The 13857-nt window shown below is 59.3% G+C and carries 10 protein-coding genes and 4 tRNA genes; 10 read left to right on the top strand and 4 right to left on the bottom strand.

Annotation, left to right across the window (positions count from 1 at the left end):
* Positions 1–2 precede the first annotated feature (2 nt).
* Together WNY61_RS04570 and WNY61_RS04565 are read right to left on the bottom strand one after the other, a co-directional pair.
* Entirely contained in the window at positions 3–278 is a 276-nt protein-coding gene (locus WNY61_RS04570) for a hypothetical protein (RefSeq protein ID WP_342850271.1), read from the bottom strand.
* Complete coding sequence (locus WNY61_RS04565; RefSeq protein WP_040701502.1) at positions 278–1156, bottom strand: SPFH domain-containing protein; 879 nt, start codon at positions 1154–1156, stop codon at positions 278–280. Before WNY61_RS04565 ends, WNY61_RS04570 begins: the two co-directional genes overlap by 1 nt.
* 126 nt (positions 1157–1282) lie before the next feature.
* Between WNY61_RS04565 and tgt the strand changes: the two genes are divergently transcribed.
* From tgt to WNY61_RS04525, 8 genes are all read left to right on the top strand, one after another.
* Complete coding sequence (gene tgt / locus WNY61_RS04560; protein ID WP_342850270.1) at positions 1283–2410, top strand: tRNA guanosine(34) transglycosylase Tgt; 1128 nt, start codon at positions 1283–1285, stop codon at positions 2408–2410.
* 106 nt (positions 2411–2516) lie between these two features.
* Entirely contained in the window at positions 2517–3611 is a 1095-nt protein-coding gene (locus WNY61_RS04555; RefSeq protein WP_342850268.1) for an alkene reductase, read from the top strand.
* A gap of 233 nt (positions 3612–3844) precedes the next feature.
* Entirely contained in the window at positions 3845–6256 is a 2412-nt protein-coding gene (lon, locus tag WNY61_RS04550; protein WP_342850267.1) for an endopeptidase La, read from the top strand.
* Positions 6257–6408: 152 nt separating this feature from the next.
* Positions 6409–6483: transfer RNA gene (locus WNY61_RS04545), tRNA-Val, on the top strand.
* A 196-nt stretch (positions 6484–6679) separates the two neighbouring features.
* Complete coding sequence (locus WNY61_RS04540) at positions 6680–7249, top strand: histidine phosphatase family protein (protein WP_342850266.1); 570 nt, start codon at positions 6680–6682, stop codon at positions 7247–7249.
* Between the two features lie 41 nt (positions 7250–7290).
* Positions 7291–7366 (top strand) — tRNA-Val (locus WNY61_RS04535).
* A gap of 611 nt (positions 7367–7977) precedes the next feature.
* Positions 7978–8054, top strand: a tRNA-Asp gene (locus WNY61_RS04530).
* Between the two features lie 151 nt (positions 8055–8205).
* Positions 8206–8282, top strand: a tRNA-Asp gene (locus WNY61_RS04525).
* 126 nt (positions 8283–8408) lie between these two features.
* Here the strand turns inward: WNY61_RS04525 and WNY61_RS04520 are convergent.
* The gene (locus WNY61_RS04520; protein WP_342850265.1) at positions 8409–9779 is read right to left on the bottom strand and encodes a M20/M25/M40 family metallo-hydrolase; all 1371 of its coding nucleotides are present in this window, start codon (positions 9777–9779) and stop codon (positions 8409–8411) included.
* 81 nt (positions 9780–9860) lie between these two features.
* Positions 9861–10937 (bottom strand): histidine kinase dimerization/phosphoacceptor domain -containing protein, encoded by a 1077-nt coding sequence (locus WNY61_RS04515; protein WP_342850264.1) that lies wholly within the window; start codon positions 10935–10937, stop codon positions 9861–9863.
* A gap of 222 nt (positions 10938–11159) precedes the next feature.
* Between WNY61_RS04515 and hemA the strand changes: the two genes are divergently transcribed.
* Entirely contained in the window at positions 11160–12383 is a 1224-nt protein-coding gene (hemA, locus tag WNY61_RS04510) for a 5-aminolevulinate synthase (RefSeq protein ID WP_342850263.1), read from the top strand.
* A 121-nt stretch (positions 12384–12504) separates the two neighbouring features.
* Positions 12505–13794 (top strand): RodZ domain-containing protein, encoded by a 1290-nt coding sequence (locus tag WNY61_RS04505; protein ID WP_342850262.1) that lies wholly within the window; start codon positions 12505–12507, stop codon positions 13792–13794.
* Positions 13795–13857 lie beyond the last annotated feature (63 nt).

Below are 13857 nucleotides of genomic sequence, written 5' to 3'. Positions count from 1 at the left end.
CATTAACCGTCGTTAATGTCGCGGGTGACGATCCGCGCCCCGCTAGACTGGCGTTTGAACAGTAGGCGCAGCACCACCCAAGCGATCAGCGACAAGACCGCAAAGAGGGCCAGCAGCAGCGCAACATTGACGGGCGCCCAAAATGCCACGACCAGCGCCATCGCGAACGCGCCAAGGGCAAAGCCCAAAAAGATCGAGCCGGGCAACACAAGCTCAACCACGCCAAGTGCCAGTGCCGCGCAGAGCCAAACCCACCAAAGCGCCAACCAGCCCGCCATCAGCCTTTGCCTTTCAGCAGTTTAAAGGCATCGCCAAAGGCCTCTAACGCCTGCGCGGGCACAACGATCGTTTGATTGCCCGACCCCTTGCCCATCGCGTTCAACGCATCGACCTGTTTCAGCGCGATCTGATATTGCGCCGCCGCCAGCCCATTTTCGTTGATCGCCGTTGCCACTACTTGCGTAGCATAGGCTTCGGCATCGGCCAGAATGCGCCGCGCCTTGGCGGTTTGTTCTGACGCGTAAAGCTCGGCCTCGGCGGCCAGTTCCACGGCGCGTTTCTTACCCTCGGCTTCCGTCACCTGTGCGCGTCGGGCGCGTTCGGCGTTCAGCTGCTGCATCATCGCCGCGCGGGTGGCTGCATCAAGGTTCACGTCCAAAATCTCGGCCCGGGTGACTTCGATGCCCCAACTGTCCACCGCGTCTTCGACGCTGGCCTTGATTGTGGTGATCAATTGGCTGCGGTTGGCCTGCACCTCGTCTAGGTCCATTTTGCCGATCTCGGCCCGCACGATGCCCGCCACGGTGGTCGAGATCGCACTGTCCACGTCGCGGATGCGGTAAACGGTCTTCTCCGGCTCGGTGATGCGGTAAAAGACCGAGGTGTCGACCTGCACGAGCACGTTGTCACGGGTGATGGCATCTTGGCTGGCGGTGGGTAACTGCCGTTCAAGGATCGAGATTTTATGCGCCACATTGTCGATAAAGGGCACGATCATGTTGATCCCCGGCCCCAAGACCGCGCGCAACCGGCCAAAGCGTTCGATCACATGCTGTTCAGACTGCGGGACAATTTTGACTGATTTCAAGATTAGGATGACGACCAGCAGGGCCAGTAAAAGCCAAGCAAGATTGTTCTCCAGCAGGCCGATGAGCATGTCTTCGAAGTCCAAGGCGGTAATCCTTTAAAGGGATAAATTCGTGCAATTCCTTGTATTTTACCTTTATTGCATGTTTCACGCCACTGGTTTATCGCCCCAGTCGCAGCCAGAGAGGGCCAGAGTATGACCAGCACCGGATTCACCAAACACGCGCAGGACGGCAAGGCACGCAGCGGCGTGATCCAGACCACGCGTGGCGAGATCCGCACGCCGGCCTTTATGCCCGTCGGGACGGCAGCGACGGTCAAGGCGATGATGCCCGAGAGTGTGGCCTCGACAGGGGCCGACATCTTGCTGGGCAATACCTACCACCTGATGCTGCGCCCTACAGCGGAGCGTATCGCAAAGCTCGGCGGGCTGCATAAGTTCATGAATTGGGACAAGCCGATCCTGACCGACAGCGGCGGCTTTCAGGTGATGAGCCTTGCCGGGCTGCGCAAGCTGACCGAACGCGGCGTGACCTTCAAAAGCCACATCGACGGCTCGAAACATGAGATCACGCCCGAGCGCTCGATGGAAATCCAAGAGCTTTTGGGCAGCGACATCGTCATGTGTTTCGACGAATGCCCCGCGCTCCCTGCAGACCGCGGCCGTATTGCCAGCAGCATGCGCATGTCTATGCGGTGGGCCAAACGCAGCCGCGAGGCGTTTGGTGACCGCCCGGGGCATATGCTCTTTGGCATCCAGCAGGGCGGGCTAGAGCAAGACTTCCGCCAAGAGAGCGCCGAGGCACTGCGCGAGATCGGTTTTGATGGCTATGCCGTCGGTGGGTTGGCCGTCGGCGAGGGGCAGGAGGCGATGTTCTCTACCCTCGATTTCTCGACCGACATGCTGCCCGAGGACAAGCCGCGCTACCTGATGGGCGTGGGCAAGCCTGACGACATCGTCGGTGCCGTGGCGCGGGGCATTGATATGATGGACTGCGTGCTGCCCAGCCGTTCGGGGCGCACGGGGCAGGTGTTTACCCGGATGGGCGTGCTCAACATCAAGAACGCGCGTCACATGGACGATCCGCGCCCCTTGGATGAGAATTGCAGCTGCCCGGCCTGCCAGAATTACTCGCGGGCCTATCTGCACCATGTCTTCCGCAGCCAAGAGATCATCTCGTCGATGCTGCTGACTTGGCACAACCTACAATATTACCAAGACATCATGGCGGGCATGCGCGAGGCCATCGCGGCAGGGCGCTTTACCCAGTGGCAGGCCGATTTCCACGCAGGGCGCGAACAGGGCGATATCGATCCGCTGTAAGGGCAGGGCGGCGTATTCTCACGCGAAATTGTGCTAAGGATCCTTGCTGCATCGCGGCAGGGTCTTAGGTGCCATTGCACAGTCTATTGCAAGGAAAGGCCCGAATATGACCGAGAAGCTATTTACCCCCTTCACCGCCGGTGAGATTGTGGCCGACAACCGTCTGGTGATGGCCCCGCTGACCCGCAACCGTGCAGATAACGAGACCGGCGAAGTCTCGGACATGCATGTTGAGTACTACCGCCAGCGCGCGGGGGCAGGCATCATTATCACCGAGGCCACCCAGATCAGCCCCGAGGGCAAAGGATACTTTCAGACCCCCGGAATCCACACCGAAGGACAGGTCGCCGCATGGCGCAAGGTGACGGACGCCGTGCATTCCGAAGGGGGGCGCATCGTGATCCAACTGTGGCACGTGGGCCGGATCAGCCATACCTCGCTGCAACCCGAGGGCGCCAAACCTGTCGCGCCTTCGGCCATCGCTGCTGGGGTGAAAACATTCACCGCCAATGGATTTGAAGACACTTCCGAGCCACGCGCGCTGGACTTGGATGAGATGCCACGTCTGGTTGCCGACTATGCCCATGCCGCTGAGATGGCAAAGAAAGCCGGTTTCGACGGGATCGAGGTGCATGCCGCCAATGGCTACCTGCTGGATCAATTCCTCAAGACCGGCAGCAACAAGCGTGACGATGCCTATGGCGGCAGCGTGGAGAACCGCGCGCGGTTGCTGTTTGAGGTGCTGGATGCCGTGACAAAGGTCTGGGGTGGTGAGCGTGTCGGCCTGCGGCTCTCGCCTTTCTCGCCCGCCAATGGGATCGAAGACGCCAACCCGCAAGAGACTTTTGAGTATGTCGTCGAAGGGCTGAACCGCTACAACCTGTCCTATCTGCACCTCGTCGAAGGTGCGACAGGCGGCTCGCGCAAGCTGGACGACGGTGAGAGCATCGCCGCCCTGCGCGCGCTGTTCAAAGGGCCCTACATGGCCAACAACGGCTATGACCGCGAAATGGCGATTGACGCCTTGGCCAATGACAAGGCCGATCTGATCGCCGTGGGCCGCCCTTTCATCGCCAATCCCGATCTGCCGCGCCGCTGGCAGATGAACGGGCCGCTTAACGAGGGCGATACCGATACCTACTACGGGGGCGGGCGCGAGGGCTTTACCGACTACCCGGCGCTTGAGCAGGCCAAAGCCTGACCGATCCGGGGGCGCCTGTGCGGCGCCCCTGTTAAAACAGCGAGAGGAATGGCTTAAAAACAGCCAATCCCGCGCTTGCCTCCACCTCGCCAAACCGCGATGATGGCGGCTTAAAAGCCCGCAAGGGATTGAAACAGGCGGATAGGATGCACACATATCCTGTCCAGAAAAGGGGATATCAGAGGCCGCCTATAACAGGGGCCCGGATGTCTTGCTAAGATAAGGAATTGAGCATGTTAGAGCCACTGAACGCATCCTACCCGGTGCTTCCGCTGCGCGACATCGTCGTGTTTCCCCACATGATCGTGCCGCTTTTCGTTGGCCGCGAAAAATCCGTCCGCGCCCTCGAAGAGGTGATGGCGGACGACAAACAGATTCTGCTTTCCAGCCAGATTGACCCCGCCGAGGATGATCCGGACACCGGCGGTATCTTCAAAGCGGGCGTGCTGGCCAATGTGCTGCAACTGCTGAAATTGCCCGATGGCACCGTCAAAGTGCTGGTCGAAGGCCAAGCGCGGGTGCGCATCACTGAATACCTTGAGAACGATAATTTCTTTGAGGCCCGCGCCGAGTATCTGACCGAGATGCCGGGCGACGCGGCCACCACGCAGGCGCTGCTGCGCACTGTGGCAGATGAGTTCGAGCGCTACGCCAAGGTCAAGAAAAACGTGCCCGAAGAAGCGCTCGCCGCCGTTGGTGAAAGCGCCGAACCTGCACGTCTGGCGGACCTCGTTGCCGGTCACCTCGGTATCGAAGTCGAGCAAAAGCAAGACCTGCTGGAAACGCTGAGCATTTCTGAGCGGCTTGAGAAGGTCTACGGCCTGATGCAGGGCGAAATGTCCGTGCTGCAGGTTGAGAAAAAGATCAAGACCCGCGTCAAATCCCAGATGGAGCGCACGCAGCGCGAATACTATCTGAATGAGCAGATGAAAGCCATTCAGCAGGAGCTGGGTGACGGCGAAGACGGCAAGAACGAAGTCGCCGAGCTGGAAGCTCGTGTGGCTGAGACCAAGCTGAGCAAAGAAGCCCGCGAAAAAGCCGATGCTGAGATCAAAAAGCTCAAGAACATGAGCCCGATGTCTGCCGAAGCCACTGTCGTGCGCAACTACCTCGATTGGATGCTGTCGATCCCATGGGGCGTGAAATCCCGCGTTAAGAAAGACCTGGGCAAGGCACAAAAGGTGCTGGATGACGATCACTATGGCCTCGAGAAGGTCAAAGAGCGGATCGTTGAGTATCTCGCCGTGCAGCAGCGCTCGACCAAGATGAAAGGCCCGATCATGTGCCTCGTCGGCCCTCCGGGCGTTGGCAAGACATCTTTGGGCAAGTCAGTCGCCAAGGCCACGGGGCGCGAGTTCATTCGCATCTCGCTCGGTGGCGTGCGTGACGAATCTGAGATCCGCGGCCACCGCCGGACCTACATCGGCTCTATGCCCGGCAAGATCATTCAGGCGCTGAAAAAGGCGAAAACCACGAACCCGCTTATCCTGCTCGATGAGATCGACAAGATGGGGCAGGACTTCCGTGGCGATCCTGCGTCGGCGATGCTGGAAGTGCTTGATCCGGAACAGAACGGCACCTTCGTGGACCACTACCTTGAGGTAGAATACGATCTGTCGAACGTGATGTTCCTGACCACCTCGAACAGCTACAACATGCCCGGGCCGCTGTTGGACCGGATGGAGATCATCCCGCTTTCGGGCTACACCGAAGACGAAAAGCGCGAGATCGCCAAGCAGCATTTGGTGCAAAAGCAGATCAAGAACCACGGTCTGAAAGAGAAGGAGTTCAAGATTGAAGACTCCGCTCTGACTGGCATGATCCGCTACTATACCCGCGAAGCCGGTGTGCGGAACCTTGAGCGTGAGATTGCCAAGGTGGCGCGCAAGTCGTTGACCAAGATCGTCAAGAAAGAGGCCGAGAGTGTTACTGTCACTGGTGACAACCTCGAAGACTTCCTTGGTGTTCGCAAGCATCGCTACGGTCTGGCCGAGGAGAAGGACCAGATCGGTGTTGTGACCGGGCTGGCCTATACCTCCGTGGGCGGTGAATTGCTTCAGATCGAAGCGCTGCGCTTACCGGGCAAAGGCCGGATGAAGACCACCGGCAAGCTGGGCGATGTGATGAAGGAAAGCATCGACGCGGCAAGTTCCTATGTCCGCTCGATCAGCCCTCAGATCGGGGTGAAACCGCCGAAGTTCGACACGCTGGATATCCACGTGCACGTGCCCGACGGTGCCACACCCAAGGACGGCCCCTCGGCCGGTTTGGCGATGGTGACCTCTATCGTGTCGGTGCTCACGCAGATCCCCGTACGCCGCGACATTGCGATGACGGGCGAGGTTTCCTTGCGCGGCAATGCGATGCCCATCGGCGGGTTGAAAGAGAAGCTCCTCGCAGCCCTGCGCGGCGGCATCACCACGGTGCTGATCCCGCAGGAGAACGAGAAAGACCTGCCGGACATTCCCGACAACGTGAAAGAAGGGCTGACCATCATTCCGGTGAACCACGTATCCGAGGTGTTGGAACATGCGCTGGTGAGCAAGCCAAAGGCGATTGAATGGGACGAAGCGGCCCAAGAAGCCGCCGAGGCTGCCGCGATAAAAGCCCGCGCTGGCGGCATGGATGCGACCACCACCCACTGAGGTTAGGCCCTTACGACAAATCAGAAACGCGCGCCTTTCGGGGCGCGCGTTTTTCGTTGTAGTGAAGGGTGTGGTAGCGCCCATATCCTCGAGTGATTTTTGCGCAAACCCCTCTTGCATGCCTCGCCGCAATTGGCTACTTCGCCTCGCAAGGGTGATTAGCTCAGTGGTAGAGCGCTTCGTTCACATCGAAGATGTCAGGAGTTCAAATCTCTTATCACCCACCATTTTCTATACTCATCTGATTATGTGTGGCCCGTGCGGCTGCAACATGGGTCTGGCACTTGGCCCGCCAACTGCCCTATATCAAGCCCAAACCGGCGGAGAGAGCATGTCAGTACACCCTGAAACCAGGCTTCCGCGCCATGGTCGCAATGGTTGGAACAGATCGCTCTGCCTGAAAGGTCAGCGCGACATGGCCCGATGAGCAACTATCCGACCCTTTATATTTTGCGGCATGGAGAGACGGAGTGGAACCTCGCCAACCGGCTTCAGGGGCATTTCGATTCCCGCTTGACCGAAACGGGTCGCGCGCAGGCCGCAGCACAAAACGCGATCCTGCGGCGGTGCAATTTATCCGATTTTTCTGCTCTCAGCAGCCCGCAGGGGCGGGCGCTCATCACAGCGCAGATCGCGCTTGATGGGCTTGGCATCGATGTGGCGACCGACGCGCAACTTGCTGAGATCGGGATCGGAGCTTGGGCAGGCGAAAATCGCGAGGTATTACTCCGGCAAACCCCCGCTGCGCGTGATTCCTATGATCTTTATGAACATGCCCCCGAAGGGGAAGGATTCGCCGCCCTCTATCAGCGTTGCCATGCCTTTCTCGACAGTCTGACCGGCCCCCATGTGCTGGTGACCCACGGCATCACCTCGCGCATGTTGCGGCTTATTTTATTAGGCCGGGACCTTGCCGTGCTGCGTGATATGCAAGGCGGGCAGGGGGTTGTATTTCACCTTGAGGGCGGTCAGCAAAAAAGGCTGACATTATAGGGTTGAAGCCCGCCCCCACCTTGCGCTATGAGGACCAAGTCGGGTCGTTAGCTCAGTTGGTAGAGCGCTTCGTTTACACCGAAGATGTCGGGAGTTCGAGCCTCTCACGACCCACCATTTCCCCTCCCGCTGCGTTCCATTTGATTGACTGCCACAGGGATGTCCCGACCAACGCCCGCCCGCTCTGCGGTCAGTCTGGGTCGGAAGTTCGAGCCTTTCACGACCCACCATTTTCCCTCTCGCTACTCTCCATTTGATCGGCTGCCACACGGGGGGTGGCCCGACCAACGCCCGCCCGCTTTGCGGTCAGTCTAGGTCGGGAGTTCGAGCCTCTCACGACCCAATATATCCTCTCGCTAAATGCGCTCGTCGCAAAGTCTCTGAGGTTGTGCTCAGTCTGTAGCCGGAACGTATCATTCGCGCTCTGTGATGCGGCTATTACGCCCTAATCCGCTACGTATGTGGTGGCTAGGAACCTTAAGTGATCCGCTGGCCATCTTTGCCGATGCGGGTGCCGTAGACGCTAAGGGAAGGAGTGGTGGTGAGCCTTTGTTCTTGCCGTGTGGTTTGGCGTTGGTCTTACCCGAAAGTAGGGCCCAACCAGCGCATTAAACGCTACAAACAGGCAATACGAAAATTTCGCATTTTCGCGCAAACCGCGCTTGACGGCAGAGCGCCCCCACCATAGAACACCCAAACACTTCGGGGCGACCCGGAGAGTGCAGCGGGCGGTTGTAGCTCAGTTGGTTAGAGTACCGGCCTGTCACGCCGGGGGTCGCGGGTTCGAGCCCCGTCAACCGCGCCACCGCTGCCTGAAAAGGGGACCTCTTCGAGGTCCCTTTTTTCGTTTCTAACCCCTGGAAAATCTGCCGTAGAACTTCTTTTCACAAAGACGAATTTTCTCGCTCAAATACGCTTGACGCCCCCCGCCCCTTGGCCTATTCCGCCCACATCGCGCGGTTGTAGCTCAGCTGGTTAGAGTACCGGCCTGTCACGCCGGGGGTCGCGGGTTCGAGCCCCGTCAACCGCGCCACTTTCTCCGTTTTCATAGTAGATATACACTGTGACCAGAGCACTCGCAGCGATGCTATGCGTCTGGGCTTTGGCGTTTCTTAGGGCAGACGGTTTGGCGACCGGGCAGGCCCGATCGCCAATCGGTTCAGGTCAGTGCATCAAGGATGCGCGCCCAAGACCGGATGCCTTTGTGAAAGCTCTCCATGTCGTATTTCTCGTTCGGGGAATGGATTTGGTCGTCATCCTTACCAAAGCCAATCAACATCGGCTCAGTGCCGAGAATCTTTTGAAAATGCCCCGCAATTGGGATCGAGCCGCCGCAGCCGATGTAGGCCGCTGGCACCTGCCACTCATCGCTGAGCGCTTGGCGGGCGGGTTCGAACATCGGATGACCAATCTCTACACCTGACGCTTGGCTGGCGCCGTGGCCTGAGAAGTCGACGGTGCAATCCTCAGGCAGCATCTCGGTCACCATCTTGCGGAAGTTTTCGCGGATGGCGTGCGGGTCTTGCGTGCCGACAAGACGGAAGCTGATCTTGGCGTGCGCCTCGGACGGTAGGACCGTTTTGAAACCATCGCCAGTATAGCCGCCCCAAATGCCATTGACCTCGCAAGTCGGGCGGGACCAGATCATCTCGAGCGGCGTGCGGTCCTGCTCGCCTGCGGGCTTGCTGAGGCCCACGTCGCCCAGAAAAGCGGCATGGTCAAAGGCCAGCCCCTGCCACTGCGCTTCCAAATCCTCGGGCAGGTCCGGCACGCCGTCATAAAAGCCGGGGATGGTGATGCGGCCCTCCTCGTCATGCAGCGCGGCGATCACCTTGCTAAGCGCGCGGATCGGGTTCATCGCGATGCCGCCGTACATGCCGGAATGCAGGTCTTTGGAGGGGGCCGTGACGGTCAACTCTTCGCCCAAAAGCCCGCGCAGCATGGTGACGATGGCGGGCGTTTTGGATTCGAACAGTCCGGTGTCGCAGATCATCGCCACATCGGCTTTCAATTCCTCGGCATTCTCCTCCATGAAAGGGACGAGCGACGGCGAGCCGGATTCCTCTTCGCCTTCAAGGAAAAAGGTGATGCGGCAAGGCCAGTCGCCTTTCACTTCTTTCCACGCGCGCAGAGCCTCGATGATGGTCATCAACTGGCCTTTGTCGTCGGCGGCCCCACGGCCCCGGATCACGCGGCCTTTGTCGGTGTCTTCTATGGCGGGATCGAACGGGTCACGGTCCCACAGGTTCAGCGGATCAACCGGCTGCACGTCGTAGTGGCCGTAAAACAGCAGATGCGGCTTGCCTTCGCCGACATGGCCCACAACCATCGGATGGCCCGGCGTGGCCCGCTTTTCGGCCTCCACACCCATGGATTTAAGGTCACCCACCAGCCAATCGGCGGCGCGGTCGCAATCCGCCTTAAAGGCCGGATCGGTTGAGATCGACGGGATGCGCAGCAGCTCTAGCAGGCGGTCTGTCGCGGCGGGCAGATCGTTGTCGATCCGGGCGAGAACATCGTCGAGGGACATGGCTTAAATTCCTTGCGCTTGTGAGTTTGGCGCGAAGGTATCAGGCGGGCAGGGCGTGTCCAGAGGCCGCAGGCAGGGGGCTTAAAACGTGAGCGAGAGGCGGCTGCCTTCGGGCGTGAGCCTGTGATCCACCTGCGCATCCAACTGCGAGGCCGCCGCCGCCATCAAGGTCTGGCCAATGCTGTCTGGGCGCCGCTTGCCTTCGTTTTTTGAGCCGATGCCATCATCTTTACAGGCCAGATGGAAATGCCCATCGCGCAGCGTTAAGCCGATTTCGATATGGCCATGGGTCGCGTCGGGGAAGCCGTGTTTGATCGAATTGGCGGCAAACTCACTGATGATGAGCCCCAAAGACGAGGCCATGTTAGAGCGCAGCGTGGCTTGATCGGCGCTATAGCTAATTTGCACATGACCCGGCGCGGTTTCTTGCAAAAGGTTCACGACTTTACCAAGGTACTTGCCTGCGTTGACCTCATCACGGCCCCCGCCGGATTGCAGCTCGCCATGAAGCGTCGCCATGGCGTTGACGCGGCGCTGGATGCCGTCAAGTACATTGACCGTAGCCTTGTCATCCAATTGCCGGGCATGCAGCCGAACCATGGCCGATAATGTCTGAAGCGAGTTTTTGATGCGGTGATCGGCCTCGCTCATCAATACGTCTTGTTGGCGCAGGGCAAGACGCAGGTCCAACTGCTTCATCACCTGACGGGCCAGCACTGCGACGGTCTTGCGTTGCAATGCAGTCAGCTGTCGCGGTTTGTTGTCCAGAATGCAAAGTGTGCCGAGCGGCAGCCCGTCGGGGGCCACCAGTAAGGCACCTGCATAAAAACGCAGCCCATCGCCGTCGGTGCAAAGCGGGTTATCGGCCATACGGGGGTCTTGCAGCGTGTCGGGGATTTCTACAAAGGGGGCTTCTAGAATGGCATGAGAGCAAAGCGAGGTATCAAGCGGCGTTTCCCGTGCGTTCAAGCCAACCTCGGCCTTGAACCATTGGCGGTCCTTGTCGATCAGGTTGATCACTGAAATCGGCGCGTCGCAGATCTCGGCCGCCAGCTCAACGATCTCGTTAAACTCTTCCTCGCGCGGGGTATCAAGAATGTCATAGCTATAGAGCGTCCGGAGCCGCTGGTCCTGCTGTGGATGTGGATTGGCGCGCAAATCAGGCCCCTTTCTGGGTTTCCCCTTGAAGACATGAAAGCGCCTGAAAAGACAAGCAGACAAACCACAATGGCCATCAATACGCTCATTTGCCTGCGACAGTTCGCCCCGCAGGGAGCACCGGATAAAAGATTGAAGCTTTGGTCTCAAATCTGTAACCATTCTAAAAGCTGAATATGGAGGGGTCGCCTCCTGTTCGCGCCAAGAAGATGGAGACGCGCAATGGACTATAACGAGAAGCTCGACGCGGCGATTGCGCGCCTGCACGACGAAGGCCGCTACCGGACTTTCATCGACATTGAGCGCCGCAACGGTCAATTTCCCCATGCTGTCTGGACCAAGCCGGACGGCAGCCAGCAAGACATCACCGTTTGGTGCGGGAATGATTACCTCGGCATGGGGCAGAACCCTGTCGTGTTAGAGGCGATGGAAGAAGCGTTGCGCGCAACCGGCGCAGGCTCGGGCGGCACGCGCAACATTTCGGGCACCACCGTCTATCACAAGCAGCTTGAGGCTGAATTGGCCGATCTGCACGGCAAGGAAGCGGCATTGCTGTTCACCTCGGCTTATATCGCCAATGACGCCACGCTTTCGACCCTGCCCAAACTTTTCCCCGGTCTGATCATCTATTCCGACGCGCTGAACCACGCGTCGATGATCGAAGGTGTGCGCCGCAATGGCGGCGCCAAACGCATTTTCCGCCACAATGATCTGGACCACTTGCGTGAGTTGATGGAGGCCGACGATCCGGCTGCACCCAAGCTTATCGCTTTTGAATCGATCTATTCCATGGATGGTGATTTCAGCCCGATTGAGCAGATATGCGATCTGGCCGATGAATTTGGCGCGCTCACCTATATCGACGAAGTGCACGCGGTGGGCATGTACGGTCCGCGCGGCGCAGGGGTGGCCGAACGGGACCGCCTGATGCACCGTCTCGACATTATCAACGGCACACTGGCCAAAGCCTACGGCGTCATGGGCGGCTATATCGCAGCCTCGGCCAAGATGTGTGACGCGATCCGCTCCTATGCGCCGGGCTTCATCTTTACCACTTCATTGCCGCCTGCGGTTGCGGCAGGAGCGGCGGCCTCGGTGGCCTATCTCAAACGCGCACCTGAGCTGCGTGAGAAGCATCAGCAGCAGGCTAAGGCATTGAAGCTGCGGCTAAAGGGGTTGGGCCTGCCGATCATCGACCATGGCAGCCACATCGTTCCTGTGATGGTGGGCAACCCGGTGCATACCAAGCTTTTGTCGGACATGCTGCTTGAAGAGCACGGCATCTATGTCCAGCCAATTAACTTCCCGACTGTGCCGCGCGGAACAGAGCGGCTGCGCTTTACCCCGTCGCCCGTCCATGGACCCAAGGAAATGGACGCTCTCGTCCGTGGTATGGACTCACTCTGGTCACATTGTGCGCTGAATCGTGCCGAAGCTGCAGGATAACGCAGGGCTATTCGTGTTTTGCGTTGTCTTGTGCTAGGCTTTTGTCAAGAAAAGGCTACATCCGAATCGTTGGGGCGTGTTTGGATGAAAGCTACGGGCACAATTGGGACAGGGCATATTGATGATTGGGCGTTGGGCCTCCAAATCCGCTAAGGACGAAACAGTCGAACCCAAAGGGTTCGATGCATTCGAATTGCGGTTGGGGGATGTCATGCGCGGCGAACGCGCGACGCTTGGTAAATCCCTGCTCGACGTACAGCGCGAGCTGCGTATCAAAGCCTCCTATATTGCTGCCATCGAAAACTGCGATCCCGGTGCCTTTGACACGCCCGGTTTTATCGCGGGCTATGTGCGCTCCTATGCGCGCTATCTCAACATGGATCCCGACCGCGCGTTTGCGGCGTTTTGCAAGGAATCCGGTTTCGCCGTTGCCCATGGCATGTCTGCCGAAGCCTCCGTTGTCAAAAAGCCCAGCTTTGAAGAACGGCGTAAGTCCCCGAAAGAAGACGACCTTTTCGCGCGGCCCAATACGCCTTTCGTGCCCACGGGCGACGGCCTACTCAGCCGGATTGAGCCGGGTGCTGTAGGCTCCTCGATGGTGTTAATCGCGCTGATCTCGGCCATCGGTTTTGGCGGCTGGACCGTGTTGAAAGAAGTGCAGCGTGTACAGGTCGCGCCGGTGGACCAAACGCCGATCGTTCTTTCTGACCTTGATCCGCTGGACGGCGCACTGGCCCGCGCGCCTGATACGGAGGATGATTCCGCCGCCCCGCAAAGCGTTGAAAGCCCCCGCTCTGATGCGCTCGACCGGCTTTACCGTCCGCAGGCGCTGGACGTGCCGGTTCTGGTCGCCCGTGATGCGCCTATCGCATCTATCGATCCGCGTTCAGTCAGTAATTTCCCGACCCCCGACCGCCCCGAGACGGGCGGTCAAACCACTGCGGTTGCAGAGAACGACACGATGGATGACGCCATTGACGAAGCTTTGATGCTCGCCAATGCTGACACCGACCTGCCTAAACCACAGGTGGTGGAGCCTTTGGGCGAAAAGGTCCGGATGGTCGCAGCCTACCCATCATGGGTGCGGGTGCGCGCAGCGGACGGGACTGTGATTTTCGAAGGCGTGATGAACAAGGGCGACACTTGGGATGTCCCGGTCACCGAAGAGCCGCCGACCCTGCGCACCGGCGAATCCGGCGCGCTCTATTTTGCTATGGCTGATGGCTGCTTTGGCCCCGTTGGCGCGCGTGGCGCTGTGACCTCCAATGTGGCGCTTCAGGCGCAAGCGCTGGCCGAGCGTTACCAACCGGTCGATCCCACGGCAGAACAGTCGCTCAGCCGGATGTTCGCGGATTTAGAAGGCTCGCTTGATCCGTCTGTGCTTGCCGCGATGCCCTGCCAGCGGCGATAACCTCCCAACTTCCGCTTCCCATTGCACATGCGACCCCGCCTGACTAGGTAGGGGCTACTGCTC

The organism is Sulfitobacter sp. AS92, from assembly GCF_038900015.1.
Taxonomy (GTDB): Bacteria; Pseudomonadota; Alphaproteobacteria; order Rhodobacterales; family Rhodobacteraceae; genus Sulfitobacter.
This window is presented reverse-complemented; position numbering and strand designations above follow the sequence as displayed.

Coding starts and splice junctions, on each gene's coding strand:
- WNY61_RS04570 (WP_342850271.1), bottom strand. CDS start 278: ATGGCGGGCTGGTTGGCGCTTTGGTGGGTTTGGCTCTGCGCGGCACTG.
- WNY61_RS04565 (WP_040701502.1), bottom strand. CDS start 1,156: ATGCTCATCGGCCTGCTGGAGAACAATCTTGCTTGGCTTTTACTGGCC.
- tgt (WP_342850270.1), top strand. CDS start 1,283: ATGACCAGCACCGGATTCACCAAACACGCGCAGGACGGCAAGGCACGC.
- WNY61_RS04555 (WP_342850268.1), top strand. CDS start 2,517: ATGACCGAGAAGCTATTTACCCCCTTCACCGCCGGTGAGATTGTGGCC.
- lon (WP_342850267.1), top strand. CDS start 3,845: ATGTTAGAGCCACTGAACGCATCCTACCCGGTGCTTCCGCTGCGCGAC.
- WNY61_RS04540 (WP_342850266.1), top strand. CDS start 6,680: ATGAGCAACTATCCGACCCTTTATATTTTGCGGCATGGAGAGACGGAG.
- WNY61_RS04520 (WP_342850265.1), bottom strand. CDS start 9,779: ATGTCCCTCGACGATGTTCTCGCCCGGATCGACAACGATCTGCCCGCC.
- hemA (WP_342850263.1), top strand. CDS start 11,160: ATGGACTATAACGAGAAGCTCGACGCGGCGATTGCGCGCCTGCACGAC.
- WNY61_RS04505 (WP_342850262.1), top strand. CDS start 12,505: ATGATTGGGCGTTGGGCCTCCAAATCCGCTAAGGACGAAACAGTCGAA.